The 17200-nt window shown below is 35.7% G+C and carries 14 protein-coding genes and 5 pseudogenes; 9 read left to right on the top strand and 10 right to left on the bottom strand.

The genetic code is table 11. From position 1 onward, the window contains the following. The coding region (locus AC1DIV_RS27925; RefSeq protein WP_477577861.1) for a gamma-type small acid-soluble spore protein at positions 1 to 242 on the top strand (242 nt) is incomplete at its 5' end. Between the two features lie 863 nt (positions 243 to 1105). Here AC1DIV_RS27925 and AC1DIV_RS27930 read toward each other — a convergent pair. Together AC1DIV_RS27930 and AC1DIV_RS27935 are read right to left on the bottom strand one after the other, a co-directional pair. Continuing rightward, entirely contained in the window at positions 1106 to 1312 is a 207-nt protein-coding gene (locus tag AC1DIV_RS27930) for a hypothetical protein (protein WP_207441330.1), read from the bottom strand. Between the two features lie 221 nt (positions 1313 to 1533). Continuing rightward, positions 1534 to 1665, bottom strand: a pseudogene (locus tag AC1DIV_RS27935) (tyrosine-type recombinase/integrase); the annotation flags it as partial. Positions 1666 to 1900: 235 nt separating this feature from the next. Here AC1DIV_RS27935 and AC1DIV_RS27940 point away from each other — a divergent pair. The 3 genes from AC1DIV_RS27940 (at position 1901) to AC1DIV_RS27950 (ending at position 5004) form a co-directional block, all read left to right on the top strand. Next, positions 1901 to 2068: a nuclear transport factor 2 family protein gene (locus tag AC1DIV_RS27940; protein ID WP_309487768.1), complete on the top strand. Its 168-nt coding sequence runs from the start codon at positions 1901 to 1903 to the stop codon at positions 2066 to 2068. A gap of 1542 nt (positions 2069 to 3610) precedes the next feature. Next, entirely contained in the window at positions 3611 to 4117 is a 507-nt protein-coding gene (locus AC1DIV_RS27945) for a hypothetical protein (protein WP_207441329.1), read from the top strand. 443 nt (positions 4118 to 4560) lie between these two features. Next, on the top strand, positions 4561 to 5004 hold the full coding sequence (locus AC1DIV_RS27950; protein ID WP_207441328.1) for a hypothetical protein: 444 nt from the start codon (positions 4561 to 4563) through the stop codon (positions 5002 to 5004). A gap of 1013 nt (positions 5005 to 6017) precedes the next feature. Here AC1DIV_RS27950 and AC1DIV_RS27955 read toward each other — a convergent pair. The 3 genes and pseudogenes from AC1DIV_RS27955 to AC1DIV_RS27965 all read right to left on the bottom strand — a co-directional run. Continuing rightward, a pseudogene (locus tag AC1DIV_RS27955) lies at positions 6018 to 6164 on the bottom strand (flagellin N-terminal helical domain-containing protein); the annotation flags it as partial. Between the two features lie 1396 nt (positions 6165 to 7560). Beyond that, on the bottom strand, positions 7561 to 7899 hold the full coding sequence (locus AC1DIV_RS27960) for a spore coat protein (RefSeq protein WP_207441308.1): 339 nt from the start codon (positions 7897 to 7899) through the stop codon (positions 7561 to 7563). Positions 7900 to 7913: 14 nt separating this feature from the next. Beyond that, positions 7914 to 8180 carry a hypothetical protein gene (locus AC1DIV_RS27965; protein WP_207441307.1) on the bottom strand — a complete coding sequence of 89 codons (267 nt, stop codon included), beginning with the start codon at positions 8178 to 8180 and terminating at the stop codon, positions 7914 to 7916. A gap of 398 nt (positions 8181 to 8578) precedes the next feature. Here AC1DIV_RS27965 and AC1DIV_RS27970 point away from each other — a divergent pair. Continuing rightward, positions 8579 to 8812, top strand: a pseudogene (locus tag AC1DIV_RS27970) (IS4 family transposase); the annotation flags it as partial. A gap of 386 nt (positions 8813 to 9198) precedes the next feature. Here AC1DIV_RS27970 and AC1DIV_RS27975 read toward each other — a convergent pair. Further along, positions 9199 to 10488 carry a glycoside hydrolase family 18 protein gene (locus tag AC1DIV_RS27975; RefSeq protein WP_207441305.1) on the bottom strand — a complete coding sequence of 430 codons (1290 nt, stop codon included), beginning with the start codon at positions 10486 to 10488 and terminating at the stop codon, positions 9199 to 9201. Between the two features lie 903 nt (positions 10489 to 11391). Between AC1DIV_RS27975 and AC1DIV_RS27980 the strand changes: the two genes are divergently transcribed. Then, positions 11392 to 11667 (top strand): hypothetical protein, encoded by a 276-nt coding sequence (locus AC1DIV_RS27980; protein WP_207441304.1) that lies wholly within the window; start codon positions 11392 to 11394, stop codon positions 11665 to 11667. Between the two features lie 748 nt (positions 11668 to 12415). On the opposite strand, the gene AC1DIV_RS27985 is transcribed toward AC1DIV_RS27980, so the two are convergent. Beyond that, the gene (locus tag AC1DIV_RS27985) at positions 12416 to 12931 is read right to left on the bottom strand and encodes an undecaprenyl-diphosphatase (protein ID WP_207441024.1); all 516 of its coding nucleotides are present in this window, start codon (positions 12929 to 12931) and stop codon (positions 12416 to 12418) included. Between the two features lie 493 nt (positions 12932 to 13424). Here AC1DIV_RS27985 and AC1DIV_RS27990 point away from each other — a divergent pair. Continuing rightward, positions 13425 to 13685, top strand: a pseudogene (locus tag AC1DIV_RS27990) (acyl-ACP desaturase); the annotation flags it as partial. 166 nt (positions 13686 to 13851) lie between these two features. Here the strand turns inward: AC1DIV_RS27990 and AC1DIV_RS27995 are convergent. Both AC1DIV_RS27995 and AC1DIV_RS28000 read right to left on the bottom strand, forming a co-directional pair. Then, on the bottom strand, positions 13852 to 14379 hold the full coding sequence (locus AC1DIV_RS27995) for a Dps family protein (RefSeq protein ID WP_207441023.1): 528 nt from the start codon (positions 14377 to 14379) through the stop codon (positions 13852 to 13854). Between the two features lie 487 nt (positions 14380 to 14866). Continuing rightward, positions 14867 to 15544, bottom strand: coding sequence for a hypothetical protein (locus tag AC1DIV_RS28000; protein ID WP_413020635.1), 678 nt, complete (start codon positions 15542 to 15544; stop codon positions 14867 to 14869). Between the two features lie 102 nt (positions 15545 to 15646). On the opposite strand from AC1DIV_RS28000, the gene AC1DIV_RS28005 reads away from it, so the two are divergent. Next, positions 15647 to 15781 (top strand): hypothetical protein, encoded by a 135-nt coding sequence (locus AC1DIV_RS28005; protein ID WP_286185151.1) that lies wholly within the window; start codon positions 15647 to 15649, stop codon positions 15779 to 15781. A gap of 158 nt (positions 15782 to 15939) precedes the next feature. After that, complete coding sequence (locus AC1DIV_RS28010; protein ID WP_436115038.1) at positions 15940 to 16740, top strand: YecA family protein; 801 nt, start codon at positions 15940 to 15942, stop codon at positions 16738 to 16740. A 63-nt stretch (positions 16741 to 16803) separates the two neighbouring features. On the opposite strand, the pseudogene AC1DIV_RS28015 reads toward AC1DIV_RS28010, so the two are convergent. Further along, positions 16804 to 17010, bottom strand: a pseudogene (locus AC1DIV_RS28015) (DDE-type integrase/transposase/recombinase); the annotation flags it as partial. Positions 17011 to 17200: the final 190 nt, after the last annotated feature.

Consider the following 17200-nt stretch of genomic DNA (forward strand, 5'->3'; position numbering starts at 1 on the left):
GCCAAGCTTCCCAAGGCAGAACGCAAGGATCACAAGGTCAATACGGAACCGAGTTYGCAAGCCAAAATAATGCACAACAAGTAAGAAAACAAAACGCACAATCTACTCAAGGTGGCCAAGCTTCCCAAGGCAGAACGCAAGGATCACAAGGTCAATACGGAACTGAGTTCGCAAGCCAAAATAATGCACAACAAGTAAGAAAACAAAACCAACAAGCCCAGTCTCGTAAAAAAAATAAATGAAGCACACGTTTGCAAGATCAACAATTCTGAAGCTTTATGTCGCAAAATATTTTCTATGAATTGATTCATTTGTTAAAAATAACAGTAAAAACATCTTGGTATATTACAGAGAGCGAGTTAAAACTCGCTCTTTTAGTGCGCCCAGCATGGATGTAATCTATAGGGTGAGAGTCCCGAGCCATGAAGGCAGTAGTAGGGGTCCTGCCGCATGCCCATCAAGCTAAGGCTGTTTAAAGTAGGAGTAGTTGTTTAACTTTACGCTAACCACATTGTAATTAAGGCTGTATGTGGCCTTTCCTCTAAAAATTAGGCATATCAATGAAGCATCCAGAATAGGACGTTTTTTTACATGTTATGCAGATTTTCTTGAGCTCCTGCTTCGTTCGTAAATGATACCGAGAATATCGAACACTGTTTTCTTCTCGTATCAGTGAGATTTTCGCCAGTTCTTTTCTAGAAGTGTATACAACCGAAGCAAAAGATTGATGAACTTGAAACGGAATGATAGTAAATGTTAGAAGTATAATTTGATGACGAACGGCCATAATAAGGGTGAAGTTTTTTTTTCCCCAAAAAAAAGCTAAGAAAAAAAGCCCCTTCATATGATTGGGGCTTTTCTTCTTAGCTTTTTAAAAGATGGCGCTACGTTTTTTTCAAGGGAGTGCTGCAACGTCTGGTGGTTGTCATTGATTTGGAGCGCTAGAGGGTCTGTAAGGCGTTTTAGAAAAAATTGGATTAATAAAACTTGGATCTTATACTGGCTTCTGCATGGCTTATAGAGGAACGCAGCAGCCTTAAGGCTGCCATTTTTTGCTTAAGCAAAAGAATTGTGCACAATGAAAAAGAGTAGTAGGAATGACTACTCATAATGAACGACTTTTACTTATTTTTCTGTATAGGGCTATAACTGCTTTGTTTGCGGTTTCACAGTCTTCAGTACGTATCATAGGGATTTTATATTCTGATTCCATTTCGGTCATTAGCTCACTCAGTAGACAGCTTCTCATAGGCTCTTTTACTAAATTCATGATTTCCTGATATTCTTGATTGATTTCTGCTAATGCTTTCATTTTATTTTCTCCTCCGATTTTCCTCTTTTTACAAATCTGAAAGTTTCACTAACACAATCTGGTAATACGAATCCATCGGTTTAATTTCCGCATATAACCAGACTCGTAAATATGTACAATCTCATAATTCTCTCCTTTGTAAGTTACCTTGTCGCATATGTTGAACATTTAGGATACCCCTTTTATTTAAAAAAAATAAATGTTTTTAGTACGTTGTTGGTTTATTCTTCCATAATGCCAATGTATCGCAACGTGACGGAGGGGTGCGAATGATTCAGAATCCCTTGCAGCATCGCGATATCCTTGGTCTCCTTATAAAACCAGTAGCCAAACGTTTTTCTTAAAGTATGTGTAGACTTAAAATAAAGAGTGATCGTTTATAAAAAAGATCGATCCTTTAAAACAAAGGTTGAGCATTTGTAAAAAAGATTGATAAAAATCCTGTATTCTTTACTGAATATGGGATTTTTATTTGCTCTTCTTTAACTATAGGGGAGGATAGTTGAAGAGCGAAGAGAAGATTTTATTTTGGTAACAAATATTATCCAAAATGTATAGTAGTTAATAATAGGAAAAGGAGGTTTTGTTGTGAATCGTGCAAAAATCATTCAATGTGAAGAACTCCTTCGTTCAGCAATGCTATCCAGTAATGTAGAGCTGTTAGATGAATTAATTGCTGATGATCTTAGCTTCGTCAATCATTTTGGGCAAATATTAACGAAAGAAGCCGATATTGAAGCCCACCGCACAGGATAATTTACAATTATTGGTATCGAAGTTTTAGAGCAACGAGTTAAACTCTTGGATATGTTAGCAATAATTATTACGCGAGTCGCTCTAAATGGCACTGTCGGAAGTGGAGAACCAATTGATGGTGAGTTTTGTTACACTCGTATTTGGCAATACCATGACGGGAAAATGAAAATTGTCTCAGGACATTGTAGTTCTGCTACGTGATACTTGTAAGAATTAACACAAGTTTTTTTAGTCATTAAAGACTGTTGTAACGGTCTTTTTCTTATTAAGCTACCGTGGAAGAACGATACATACTTCCATTCTCTGTGGTGTAGTGCTTGCAATACATATTGATCAAGTCCTTGTTCTGCACCTTGTACTAATAGACGATTACGACCACCACTACGATTTGATATATGTCTTCACCTCACTCATGTGTTAATAATCCCTTTTATGTAAGAAATGGATACACTGTAAATTTTGGTAGAATATTAAAGAGAAAACCATTCATAATAAGGTTGTTAAGAGAAACAGAGTGAACAAGTTAACCACTTAGTTGACTCTTTCTTTTCACCTCTTTGTAAGTTTAATTTGCTGTTTGCCATGTGTTTATGAATTAAATAAGGGTTATGTGCTGTATTACGAAATTAAATTCTCTTTTTTAATGACTGTGGAATAAGGTTGAGAAAAGGGAAAAATACTACTATTGATAAAAGTTACTCTTATCGAGGGAACGAAAAGAAGCTGTCATTAAAGTGAATATGGATGAATTTTTAAAAAGCGAGGTATATATATGAATGAAAATGATTTCGGAACTATATTAGGTACAACACCAAGGGCCAGGCGTAAGGTAGTATATGATAGTTTAGATCAATATTTTTTGAATCCCATTATACATAGAGAAATTCATGGTGATAAAATATATGTACCATTGAATCTAACTAGAATTTGGAACAAAATAGACTGAAAATTAAAAGCATCTAATGACGGAATTTTAATAAGTCATACTGGTAGTTGGTTTTTGTTGTCTCATCCCTAAACTTTTAAGAAAACCTTTTGGATATTTGATCCACCAATTGAGCATGGTTCAAGTGATCAACTATATCAGTAAAATATAAAATTTGAAATTTAACGATGTACCAACGGTAATAGAGGCATTTAATACCAATGAAGAAATCAGATTTATAAAAGAGTAAAAGCTCACCTTGAGTAAGCTTTCAGCTTGTAGGGTACCGCCGTCAAAACGCGGATGAAGTATGCTAATACAAATTTTTCTTCCTCCTTTTAAGACATGTCACCTGTGTGTTTCGTGAAAAACTGAGCCCATCAAAAGGAGAAGGCCAGGGTTCAAAGAGGATCGAAATCTCGAGGAATCGGGGGAATATGGAAGAACGTGATGTTGAATGATGGGGATACTTTTCCATGAAAAAAAGCGGATGCTTTCGGGTTACCTGCTTTCCGCTATCCCAGGGGAAATATAGTCCAGTTTTATGATCCGGATAATCTAAAATCATGCTTTAATTTGTTTTTTGGAAACCTGTTAGTGAAACAGGAGGTGAACAAATGAATCAAGTTTTAACTGTTTTAGCTATGTTTAGCTTTTTAATTATTGGACCAGCGTCTCAAGTGAACGCTTTAACCTTCGATGATCTGCCAGTAACACAGTCATCAAAGCAATGGTCTGTTGAAGTAGGGGATGCTGAAGGTAGTCAGGAATCCGTTAAACCAAAAAAGGGAGTATATGATACTTATAGCTTCAAGGTAAAAAACATCGGTAAAGATATTAGTGAAGCAAATATTCAAGCATTTGGAAATGATCTGAATTCTAAAACCAAATTTGGACTTTTTGATATTCTTACGGATGCTAAAGTAAATCAAAGGGGACAAGAATTTACTTTCGCTAATTTTCCTTTATCAGTAACTGCAACTGAGTTAGAAATTGTTATTAATTGGAAAGAAAACAGCAACGATAGAGAATTTAAAGAAACATTTGTATTTACTCAAAAAAGATCTATCCATGCCTTCGAAACCTTCGAGAACCTTCAGAACAGAGCATTCCAGGTAAAATAAACACGCATTTGAAACAGTTGATTTGCATAAATTAATAGTGGTTATTCCCGATCACAATCACAAAGGAATAAATTCATATCGTCTATCTGTGTCGAAGGAGCCTCCCCCCTTGTTAAAGGGGGCTTTTTTAATTTAATTTAATTTAATTTGCCCAAATAGGAAAAATGCCTATTCCCAAGACAATGGTGGAACATAGTATAAATTTAAATCATCGCAAAAAAAGATAAAAATTATTAAAGGGAGCTGTTTTTTGAGGAGTATGGAAATATGCGCTTCTTGCGAAAGGTAATTTTGGAAAGCTCAACTTTCAATGTTACCAAACGATTTACTTCATCTTAACCAGAAATACTGTCCCAGATGTTTTCCTAATGTATTAGCAAAACATACCGGCCTTTATTTAAAATATTAAGAGTGAAAAATTTACCTGAGAGAGAGTGAGATGTATGGAAATAGAAGAACAAATACAATACCCTGAATATTTGTTGGAATGGTGTAATAACATTTATTTTCACTGGGAAAGTATGAAACCGAGGTTTTCAAAACTCTTTGATTTAAAAAGCTTAGAGGAATGGGAAGAGTCATGCCGCGAATTAAAAGAAAAATTACAGACAGATTTAAAAGTGGACTTCGATGACTATGAGACAGCTAAAAACCTTTATGAACAGTGGGAACTGCTATACAGAGAATCACAGGGCTATCAAGAAGAAGTTGAATCTGATGTGAGAAAGATAGCTGGGTTGCCCTCTGATTCTGATAGGGGAATAGTAATGGCAAACGATACAGTTGGAGAACTTGTTAAAGAATGGGCTGAACTCATCCAAATGGCTATTAATTTGGAAATGCCGATACAAGAAATCAGAAAATTTGTATCAGACTATAAACGGTAGTTAAAGTTGATAAAAATAAGAAACACAATTAGGTTACCTATATGGTAGCCTTTTATTTTTGATAAAGGCTATTTATTAGAGAAAATCCTATTTGCAAAGGGTTGGGTATCTAAAAGGTACCCATTTTAAAAAGGAGAAAATTCTCTTCGTCTCGAATTTTCAAAAGATAGGAGGCAAGAAGAGAATGGCTAACCCCACCGACTAATTGGGCTTATGTGTCTCAAAATCTACAGAGAATGACCTCGAAAATAATGATTGAATCGATGTATTTATTAGATGAATTAGCTAGGAACATGAAGTGTAGTTGAAAGCTTCGATTGAAGAATGTATTCAGTTTGTACATGAGAGATGGATGGAGGAAAGAAGAGACAAACCGAGAACTTTTGATAATTAGCATTGAATGATTATGTTAACTAAATGTGAATAAGATACACAATAATTTAGCAGAGTGTGAGTACGACGCGGAAAAATACACCTGTCCTTGTTATAAGAAGGTAACATAATGACTATGTAGCGAAGACCCCCCATAAAGTAAAATTCTAATCAAAATAAGCATAGGAAACAGCCTTACATATTATTAATATTGTTCCGTTTTATGTACAAAAAAATAACAAGTAACAAAATCCCTTCTGGTGTTCGGTTAGGATTAGAGTCATCTGCCGTATGAAAAAATTTTTTTCTTGGTAAAAGACCGATTACTGTATAAAAACAAATAATAATCACACATTCGAAAAGGCAACAATGAATATTTCAACCAAAAACAATTTGCTGATTTTTTATCAGAAAATGGACTGAATTATGATAAACGTAAATTGAATGTTTACTACAGCCGAGGAAAGATGCCGAAAGCTGATGTTGAACTTGCAGGAACACCTTATTGGAGTAGATCTACGGTAGAAGATTTTTGTGAACAGGAGAAAAAACGTTTGAAAATGGATTAAGTTAATTTCGAGTGTGGCCAGTCGGGATTAAAAAGCAGGTAAAGGAGGATGGGGAATGGAGGTAAGTTGTTCATTACTTTGCGAAGTTAAACGAGAAGATATTTGTAATCCAGCAGCATCATCTGAGCCACGATTTATTCGCAGTCCAGTAGAAAGACGTTCTAAGTGAGTTTGTTGATTAAGAGAAACACTTTTGTGTTGCCTTAGTGCTCCTGCAATAGGGTCAGAAAATTGGTGTCCTCGATACGAACAAATGATTAAATAGCTTATCTGTCCATCTAAAATCTTTAGCCATATCAGCAAAAGCCAAAATCATTCCAGCATATAAAAAGTATCTGAATATGAACTCCTCATTAATAGGACCGATGGTTACCAACCCAATCATTAAACCAATGTCCGTAATTTCTTGTAAAGTGGTTACTTGATTTCTTCCAGTTCCTACTGGTTCAAATCTTAACCAATAAGGAAAGAAGCGATATATATTTACCAAAAAAGTAACTATATTGGCTACTAGAATAGGAATATACATACAGCTTGATGGATTTCCTTCTTATCTAGGAGAAACCAAGAAGCAAAGCTTTTCCTTAATGATGGTATTACTATTTTAAATGAACAATAAATAATGAAAGGTGTAATAAATACATCTAATGCAGCATCACTCGTTACACCCAAAAGAAATAGTTTATCTATATTACAAATAAAAAAGAAAATAATACAAATAGACCGAAAAAAATAAACCATTCTTAAAATAGTCATACTTGTCCCTCCTTGAATCCAATATATTGGGTTAGAGTTGGCTTTATGTTTATCAGAATATCTCATTCCTGAAGGGTTTTATTGTTTTTCCATATAAATTTGAAACCAAAAATAGGGTAACTTAATAAAGGATAAGTTTATCAATGGCTTAAAACAACCTATAGGAAACTAAAAAAACGGGAGGGATACCAATGTATGATGTTATAGTAGAAAATGTAATTAAAGCATTCTTAATTTTTGGTTTTGTGACATTCTTTATACTGCTAGGAATAACCAATCCTTCGTCAGAGTAAAAACGTTGCTTAAATGCAGCGTTTTTTTATTTTCTGCTTTAAGGGGTACCATCACATGCCCATCAAGTTAAGATAAATTTGTATCCCCAAAACGAAAAAATTCTTCTTTTCTATTAATTTTAGAGAAAAAATAGCATTTTTTTCGTTTTGGGATGTTTTTATTTTTTAGCTTGATGGCGATGTGATGCTACCCCATAAAGGTCTGATAATATGTTTGATGCTGTGTATTATTCCAGAATGAAAGTTAGTGAAATTAAGCAGCAGGGAGTCTAAAATTCAGCACCTTAACGGCAATTAAAAAGGTTGGGCGCCTTTTAGGTACCCAACCTCTTTTTTGTCCCATAATGACCGTTATAGTCCGAGCACGTAACGATTTTACCTTGTACTATCATGAATAGCTGATTACTTATTTATAATCTTTCGACCATAAATAAACAGTTCACACCCATTATAAAACACTCCTCCGGAAAAGTTTGGTAGTACATACACAAAGTATACTTTCTACAACGGTGAAAAATGAATGAGCTAAAAGCTATGGACTGGTTACCATAGCTTTTTGAGCGATCTTATTGCATTGGAGGATTATGCGGAAACTGGGACATGTACCCTGTAAACTGCTGTGCGGCCTGTTGAAGTTTTTGTGGTTGTTCCGCTTCAAGCGAGTACCATCCCTTTTGAAACATCAGATTATACAGTTCACGCTGCATATTCTTCGTTTCGTCAAAAATCGCGTGAATGTCCTGATATAGCGAAGCGTGGCTTGCCTCATTCATTGCCGTAGAATAGGATGCCGTCATGTACTTTTCATACGAAAGCATATCGTTTAGGAAGTCACGCTCATTCATCTCAGGTGTTTTTGGTACAGGTGTTTCTGGATTTTGAATCTTGTTTTGATTGTTATTCATTTCATGTGTCCCCCTTATTGATTCATCTGGCTGCCATTTTGCTCCAAATGCTGCAAAATGCGCTGATAATGTCTTTCGTGCATCATGCATGCCTTTTCAAGGGCCGCTACGATCTGTTGATCTTGGCACTGGCCTGCTGCAAAATGTGCCTTTTTGAATCCTAAAAGGTTCCACGAAAGCATGTCCGTTAAGTAATAAAAATCTTTCCCTGTGATCACCTGTGGCGGCTCTTGAAAGACCGGCTGCTGATTTTGAGATTGATTCGGTTGTTGCTGTTGCATGAACAGTTCCTCCTTATTCCTTGATTTACCACTTTAGATTTACCACTTTATGAAAAATTATACCTACATTTGGTAATTTTTCAGATGGTAATATTCAAAATAAAAAGGAGGTCAGTCTTTAACGGTCACCAATCTTTGGAAGATTCAAATTTTATGAATCGCCAAGTGAATTACTAAAGAAAAATAAAAAATAGAAGAAAGAAGAATAAAAGATAATCCTTTTGAAGACGTGAATAACGTAAAGTTCACGGAGAGTGAAATCACTATCTTGACCGTTGAAGAACTGAAATTATTGTTGGACGCACCCCATCGCCATCAAGCTAAGGTGAATTTGTATCCCCATAACCAAAAAAACGCTATTCTTTTTGTAGAAATATACAGGAAAGATGGCGTTGTCTATGAGTTTTTCTATTTCCGACGAAATGAATCTCTTTTCTCAGGAACTTCAAAACTACTTATCTTCAACTTCTCTTCAAGAATTAGCTAAAGAAGTTGGTTTTGTTCAACGTACAAGTAAATATCAAGCGCAAGAATTAATTGCTTTATGTGTATGGCTTAGTCAACAGGTCGCGAGTATACAACTATGTAGCCGTCTCGAAGCATCTATAGGTGTCCTCATGAGCGCCAAGGGGTTTTGATTTGGTTAATTCCCTCTAAGAGTTATGTAAACTAACTTTGTATAGGGTATGCACATCAAGCCAGCTTCTAATTTAAAGTGAAAGAGCGCTGGTACTTTTCAAATGACGACTAATAGGTTGGAAAGTTAAATATTCAGTAATAGATTAGTTTTAAATTATGGGGAAATGGTCGAAGTTTAGCATAAAGAAGACGGAATATATAGTGAAAAAAAGGCCTTTGAGAAGATGGATTTACGTTAGACCAATGGAACAATTCATTGTTTGAGATGTTCAGCAGTTAACATTGGTACTATTTTATATATGGTTATTTTTAGAAAAATGATCGATCCATTTTTATTCTAATAAAATAAGCTGTGAAAAATTCACAGCCCTCATTGTATTTAAGTTGGTCGCTTCACTACTTCAAAATTATCGACAAGCAACAGCCAATTTTGCGGAAATGCTATACCAAGCTTCCAATAGCTCATACCCCTAAGCCTTAATTCTTTCATTAGATTAAATTTCGCTTGAATTGAGCGTGCATCCTCAAACCAAACTTCATGTCTTTTTCCGTCCTGATCAACATAATTAAAATACGGTGCCTGAGCTTGATAATCATATTGGATTGGGACATTATGCTGTGCGGCAAGTTGAATAGCCTGCTGGGGACTAACGACTTTTGCAGTCGTACCCTGAACAAACGGCAATGTCCAATCATAGCCGTATAAATTTTGTCCCATTACTATTTTAGAAGATGGCATCTCCGTGATAGCATATTCCAATACCTCTCTTACAGGCCCAATTGGAGACACTGCCATAGGAGGGCCTCCACTATAACCCCATTCATACGTCATAATTACGACAAAATCAACGATTTCTCCGTGGGCTTTATAATCGTGAGCTTCATACCATCGGCCCTTTTGTTCGGCGCTTGTTTTTGGAGCAAGAGCTGTTGAAATAAGCCAGCCTTCCCTTTTAAACCGATCGCGTGTTTTACGTAAAAATCGGTTGTAAGCTTCCCGGTCTTCAGGACGTAAGTATTCAAAGTCAAAGTGAATATCCCGGAACCCATATTTCTTTGCAGCATCTACGATGTTATTGATAAAACGGTCTTGAACTGCTATATCATTCAATAGGATTCTACCCAGTTCATCACTGAATCCGTCGGCTTCCTGATTTGTAATCACCATCATCAGTACATTATTATTGGCTCTGGCAATAGCCGGGAAATTATTTAGAAGTGGCTCTTTAAGGGTACCGTCACGCAGTGCCTGAAAGCTAAAGGGCGCTAAATAGGTTAAATACGGAGCAGCTTTCCTGGCACTGCTTTCTAACTCTGGAGAAACAGACGTACCCCTTGGTTCCACATAGGCGTTAAATTCAGCCCTAACCTTTGGACGTGGCGGGATATAAAGACGAAACCCAATCTGAAGAGGCTGATTAACACTAATACGGTTAACAGCAGCCAACTCTTGAACGGATATATTAAATTTCTTGGAGATCGACCATAAGCTGTCACCCGGCTGAACCCAGTAAAAGCTTCCTATTATAGGAATGACTATCGTTTGACCTGGAACGAGGTTATTTGGATTCGGAATTTCGTTTGTTTCGATAAGAGCATTTACGGTAGTCCCATATGTTTGTGCAATGACAGTTAATGTTTGGTTTCGTTGGACTACATGGATTTGCATTTTCTTCCCTCCCTGAGAAATGAACGTTACAGACATCATATGACAAACCATAAAAAATAATTCTAGACACCGTTTGAGGTTTCGTAACAACGTTATTATGTAGTGGATTTTTCGCTTCTAAGGTGGAGTTTTCATGATTTTAAGTGAAGTATATTCGGTTTCGTTGAAAAACAGCTCTTATTATTGTTCAATTTCAGAAATGTTTGTTCGGTTTTTCAAGGGTGGGTTTTAGATGGTAATTTTAACAATGGAAGGGATAAAGTAAGGGTGGAATTAATTAAAATAGAAAAATGCCTCCCCAAAGGAGGAAAATAGCATCTTCGAAATACTTTAGTTTAATAAGCTCGATTAGACATTAAGTATGTTTTCCGATCATTAAATAAGCAAATAAAGCCCTTATGCATATAAGGTTTACAAAAATAATCATTCGTCTATCTAATGGAGCTGCCTTGTATGAAGGGGGTGTTTCTTTATATTTCGGGTTAAAGATGGATTAACATTTCTGATGTTTAATATTACACTTGGCAATGATAATTAACAGCATAATTGATTCAAACAAACACATTGACATAATAAAAGACTCAAGAATTTAAAACAGCAATCCGTTTAGTTAAAACAAGTTACTTTCAAAAAACACGAGCTGATGAAGAACAAGTAAACAGGCAACAACTTGGCTAGGGATATTATGATGACTATGATGATTACAGACGTCCTCGCTGAAGAAGGTATCACCGATACACCGATGCCGTTTCCATATTTTTAATTTTCATTTCCATTTTTCATACCACAAATCTTAGCCTACTTCTTTCTGAAAGATTTTCAAAACTCTTTGATATAAAAAGCTTAGAGAAATGGGAAGAGTCATGCCACGAATTAAAAGAAAAATTACAGACAGATTTAAAAGTGGACTTCGATGACTATAAGACAGCTAAAAACCTTTATGAACAGTGGGAACTGCTATATAGAGAATCACAGGGCTATCAAGAAGAAGTTGAATCTGATGTGAGAAAGATAGCTGGGTTGCCCTCTGGTTCTGATAGGGGAATAGTAATGCTAAGTCAGGCAAACGATACAGTAGAAGAACTTGATAAAGAATGGGCTGAACTCATCCAAATGGCTATTAATTTGGAAATACCGATACAAGAAATCAGAAAATTTGTATCAGACTATAAACGGTAGTTAAAGTTGATGAAAATGAGAAACACACTTAGGTTACCTATATGGTAGCCTTTTATTTTTGATAAAGGTTATTTATTAGAGAAAATCCTATTTGCAAAGGGCTGGGTATCTAAAAGGTACCCCTTTTAAAAAGGAGAAAATTCTCTTCGTCTCGAATTTTCAAAAGTTAGGAGGCAAGAAGAGAATGGCTAACCCACCGACTAATTCGGCTTATGTGTCTCAAAATCTACAGAGAATGACCTTGAAAATAATGATTGAATCGATGTATTTATTAGATGAATTAGCTAGGAACATGAAGTGTAGTTGAAAGCTACGATTAAAGAATGTATTCAGTTTGTACATGAGAGACGGATGGAGGAAAGAAGGGACAAACCGAGAACTTTTGATAATTAGCATTGAATGATTATGTTAACTAAATATGAATAAGATATACAATAATTTGGCAGAGCGTGAGTACGACGCGGAAAAATACACCTGTCCTTGTTATAAGAAGGTAACATAATGGCTATGTAGCGAAGACCCCCCATAAAGTAAAATTCTAATCAAAATAAGCATAGGAAACAGTCTTACATATTATTAATATTGTTCCGTTTTACGTACAAAAAAATAACAAGTAACAAAATCCCTTCTGGTGTTCGGTTAGGATTAGAGTCATCTGCCGTACGAAAAAATTTTTCTCTTGGTAAAAGACCGATTACTGTATAAAAATAAATAATAATCATACATGATATCGACTAAAATATAGCTGCTATTCACGGGCGAAATAATTTACGCAGCGGGTAATTTTATCTAATATGATACTGGTCATGGTAGCAATAAAGGCACTTCCAATAATATCAGATGGATAATGATGTCCTACCCAAATACGTGAGAAGCCCGTCAACACAGATAGTACCCACATGATTGAACCAAGGACACGTTCATAAAGAAAGATAGAAGTAGATATAGCAAATACAAGCAGAGTATGTTTACTTGGAAATGAAGAATCCATTTTTGAAGGAATGAGTATGCCGACCCGACGTTTCACAAACGGACGTGGTTTAAAATAAAACAATTTAATCAAAGCGTTAATAAACAAAGTTACCCCCACAGATATCACCGCAGTGCAAGACACTTTTTTGTAAGAATCATTTCTAAACCACATGAAAATCAAAACAAAAATAAACACATAACGAATCTTATTTGATATCAATATCATCAGCAAATCAATTGGAGAACAACGTCCAGAAAGCTGATTGATTGACTTAAATAGTTTGTAGTTCATAAAGATCATCTCCTTACTTTCTAGATACAAATAAAATTCCCTCCTAAGCAAGAAATATGTAAAAATCGGGAAAAGAGAATTCTCTAAAATAAAGGAATGGGGTCTAGTCAGAATCCAGTTGTTTCTTTGTATAAATTATCAAAAATTAGACATGGAGAAATTTTACAATGGAAAAATAAATAAAATAGTCTCCAGTATGAGTTAGAGAAGATTCGATAGTCTGGTTCAATAAATAGGAGAAAGATGATCTAAGTGGCATCTTCACAAGAAAAAAGTGGCTCTAAAGATGTAACCTAAGAGTGTAATAAACGACTGTACAGTAAAGGCTGAAGAATTAATGAAGGCAGGGAAACTTAGAAATCCGTTTGTCTTTAGACCGGACAAGGGATAATTCCAGTTTAATACAATAAGTTAAAGGACTAATAAAGGAGGTACTCTCTTGCTTACAAATCATTTGGATTTTAGGTTAGAACCCCAAATCTGAGAATTATATGTGGAACATAAAAAACGATCAGAGAAAATAGATTAGGGGTATCATGATTCCTTGCCATGGGACAAAGCTCAAGATTTTCGGAGAGTACCTTGGGACTCAAGTCAAGTTACCTTGCCTGCAAACATTATCACCTCCGTGGAAACCGCTCTGTTGACAGAAGTTAATCTTCCCTGGTTCACTTCACATCTGGATCAAACCTTTAAAGGCTCTTTATCAGTTGTCCGAGATTTTGTCCATACGTGGACTGCGGAGGAAGACCAACTAAACTAAAGTGGCAGTAGAGTTGAACAAGGTAAAATAAGTAATTAAAGAGAATAGTATAAAACAAACCCCTTGGTGCCCAAGGGGTTTGTTTTATCGCCACTTCCTAAAGTTCCATGTTATGGTGACAAAGCAGATAAAGCTACTCTTTAATCTTGGATAGTTTTTATTTATTTACATGATTTTGAGAATCGCGTAATCCATCCATTCTTTCTAAGTAAGCTGTGAAGAACCAAACATGTTTCTCTAGAAAGCCCATTGCATCTCCGAAAAGATTTATTGTAAATTCATCTGTTGTTTCTCTTACGAATTTGTCGACTTCACGCAAGTAACGTGCCGTTGCTGCGAAATCATTGACAATAGCATAAGCAATAGTCGAAGTATTGTAAGGACAACTAGGGGCCTCTTCTAGAGTTGCGTAACGGAGGAATTCATGCATGGAGGCAAGAGGGAAAAACCCCAACATTTTGATTCGTTCGGCAATTCGATCGATTTCAAGAGCAACTTCTTCATAGAGCTCCTGTAATTTTTCATGAAAATCAATGAAATCAACACCAACCACATTCCAGTGGAAATTGCGTAATTTGGCGGAAACTACATGAAGATTGGCCAAGTATATATTAAGGGCATCAGCAAGTCTTTTTGCGTATTGTGGATCCAGACCAGTCAAAACGGCACGAAGTTCACGAGACACATTATCATCTCCTCTAAAGTGATTTCAAATCAATATATGTTTTAGGCTAGTATACAGTTCCTTTTCCTTTAACTGTGAATGCAACTGCATTACGTTAGAAAATCCCTAAATTGAATGAGAATCCGAGGGTTCTTCAGTTAAAGAAGAAGGCCACTAAATTGGTGGCCTTTTGAATGTACGATCTTATGCTAAATCATACATTCATTTTAAACAAAAAATATCCTTATTCAACTGGCAGGTTAATTCAACAAGGATTGCATAAAATTCTCTTTTTTTATGCAGCTGGGAGGCTTCTGAAGAAGCCTGAAACGTTGATTTATCAACGATATATAAAAACGTTCATAAATGATAAAAAAACAAACAAGCGAATCTTATGTATATCAAGGGATTCGTTTGTTTGTTGACCACTTCCGGTATTGTATTTACGATTATGTTAACTAACACAAAAACGACTGTATCAACAATCGTTTTTCATTCACTGAAACGTTTAAACTAAGTCTATACTTTGATAGATATCGACCATAAATTGCAAACCGGCTGGATTGGAAGAATAAATAGGTTTAATAAGGTAATTGGTTACTTCAAATGAAACAACAATTTTAAAAGTCCTAATCTTCGATGGGGCACTAGGAGCAAAAAAACGAGTAGAATAAACGCGAATGTGCTGGAAGGTAAAAGGTGGACTATCGATTGTTAATCCGACAGCAGGAGTATTTGGATCGCCTGCCACCAATAAAAAATCTTTTAACCCAATAGGTTGAGGGGCTACCTTCACAAAAGTACCTCCAATTTCTTCAAAAAGTTCAATTTTTGCTTCCATGGAATTATCGGTAAAGGCAACCAAAAAAACACTAAATGTGCTAATTTCATTTGGTGAAGGAACTTCAAATCTTTGAGAAGCAATAGCAAAAGCTGCTGTTTGACCATCTGATGTAGGCTGATCCCAGATATAATCAGGGTTGGAAACACTTCCGAAGGGGGAAAAAGATTTTACAGCACTATTATTATCAAATTTTTTCAATGAAGGCCAGCCAGGATTTCGGGCAACAAGGTCTGGATGATCTTCTGTATTATTTGCTGCATTCATCGCAGCTTGATCCCTGTCAGTACCAAGAAATACACCCCCTGTATTACTGACAAGCCTTTCAAGAGGAAAAATAGTCATAGTATATGTCACCTCTTTACTTTTAGTTTTGAAACATTACTATTATTCTATGAACATACTGGACTAGCTGCCTGTGCTTATTAAAATTAGGTGCATATCTTTATGCTGCTCGTTTTTATCAAAGCCAGATATTTTGGAGAGAAAGAACGCCAGTTTTTGTATGCATCAATGGAATTTACACTGGAGCAAGAACAATATGCCGACGCAAAAATTACGAAAAGGGAGCGGATTAAATGAGTAGTGAAAAACACGCGAATTTAGGATTGCACAAGTGGGCACCGAGCGAAGGCGTGTTTTAACCGTAGTGTAACGAATAGTTGGATGAAACCGTGCGGTAACTAAAAAAAGGTAATTCCTCCTTTTTTGTCGTATATATCAGAAAAGGAGGGGTTGTCGTGGTGATTGGTAGAAATAGTCCTTGTCCTTGTATGAGTGGGGAAAGATTCAAAAATTGTTGTGGTGTCTCTGGTGTGTGGGAAGACTTGGAAACTAATGGCTTGTATTATTATGATGAATCCTTTGCATTAAAGGTGTTACTTTCAAAAGATAAAACTTTTCATAAATATTATTTCTCTGAAAGACAAAAAATTAGAAAACGAGTCTACTTTTTGCAAAGCAACAATTTACAATCCTCAGCTTCATTTGGTATTTACGATGATGGTTATATGATTGTTAATAAACATCCTCAAGTAAAGGTGGAGGATTCAATTCATGTAGCGCATGAAATCGGACATCTAGTATTATGTTCAGAAGGTTATAAGCATGTTCGATTTAAAAATCTTGAACACAACAACAAAAGTATAATGCATAAGAATTTAAATGATATGGTCTATGACCCAATAATTAATGAGCGTTTATTAAAATCTGACTTTGATTTAGAATCTTATTTGACATTATCTGATTCTATCCAAATGAAAATTACAGGAAATAATCCAGCAGGTTTATTTTTACTTATGACTTTGTTCGTTAAAAGAGTATTAGATTTTAGAAACATTAATCCAAATATTTCACCGGATGCAATCATTTTTAATAAAATGGTAATTGAAAAGCATCCTCAACTTGTTCATCAAAGCAGGAGAATTCTTGAAATCATTGATGAAAGTGGTTTTAAAACTTCACAAGAAGCAGAGGCTTCACTAATAGAAATTATTAACTATCTAGAATTAAAAGATTTATTTTACCTTAATTGTATTTAGGGTTCTGGTGCAACTACCAAGGCAAAATAGAAAAAAGTTGTAGGTCCACTTTCAGATAACCCCTTAGATGGTTATCCTGAACAGTCTATGTATGAATTCCACTTCATTTTGGGCAGACTTCACCCCTTGATAAACCTGTTTCTTTTTAATCATATGCATCGCTTCTATACCACTCAGTATGTAAGTGGCTGTACGAAAAGATTTCAACCCTAACATAGAACGAACATGCTTCTTGATAAAACGATGATCCTGTTCTACGCTATTAGTTATTTAACTACTTCTTTTGTCTGAGCTGCATGCCTGATGGCATGTTTTTTCTTGTGTGCCAGGCATGGCATCTATCTAGGTGGTGAAAGTCCACTGTGGGGGTACACATCGACCAACCACTAAGGAAGCGCAAGGTACTTATCGTGAGGTAAGGGCTGGAGGAAGCGTGGAATAAAATCTTGGCTCGACGAAC

Source organism: Peribacillus sp. 05N428 (assembly GCF_056397085.1).

Excerpts from the sequence above, each read along its gene's own strand:
- AC1DIV_RS27930 (WP_207441330.1), bottom strand. The coding sequence starts at position 1,312 with ATGAAAGCATTAGCAGAAATCAATCAAGAATATCAGGAAATCATGAAT.
- AC1DIV_RS27945 (WP_207441329.1), top strand. The coding sequence starts at position 3,611 with ATGAATCAAGTTTTAACTGTTTTAGCTATGTTTAGCTTTTTAATTATT.
- AC1DIV_RS27950 (WP_207441328.1), top strand. The coding sequence starts at position 4,561 with ATGGAAATAGAAGAACAAATACAATACCCTGAATATTTGTTGGAATGG.
- AC1DIV_RS27960 (WP_207441308.1), bottom strand. The coding sequence starts at position 7,899 with ATGAATAACAATCAAAACAAGATTCAAAATCCAGAAACACCTGTACCA.
- AC1DIV_RS27965 (WP_207441307.1), bottom strand. The coding sequence starts at position 8,180 with ATGCAACAGCAACAACCGAATCAATCTCAAAATCAGCAGCCGGTCTTT.
- AC1DIV_RS27975 (WP_207441305.1), bottom strand. The coding sequence starts at position 10,488 with ATGCAAATCCATGTAGTCCAACGAAACCAAACATTAACTGTCATTGCA.
- AC1DIV_RS27985 (WP_207441024.1), bottom strand. The coding sequence starts at position 12,931 with ATGAACTACAAACTATTTAAGTCAATCAATCAGCTTTCTGGACGTTGT.
- AC1DIV_RS28000 (WP_413020635.1), bottom strand. The coding sequence starts at position 15,544 with ATGACTATTTTTCCTCTTGAAAGGCTTGTCAGTAATACAGGGGGTGTA.
- AC1DIV_RS28005 (WP_286185151.1), top strand. The coding sequence starts at position 15,647 with ATGCTGCTCGTTTTTATCAAAGCCAGATATTTTGGAGAGAAAGAACGC.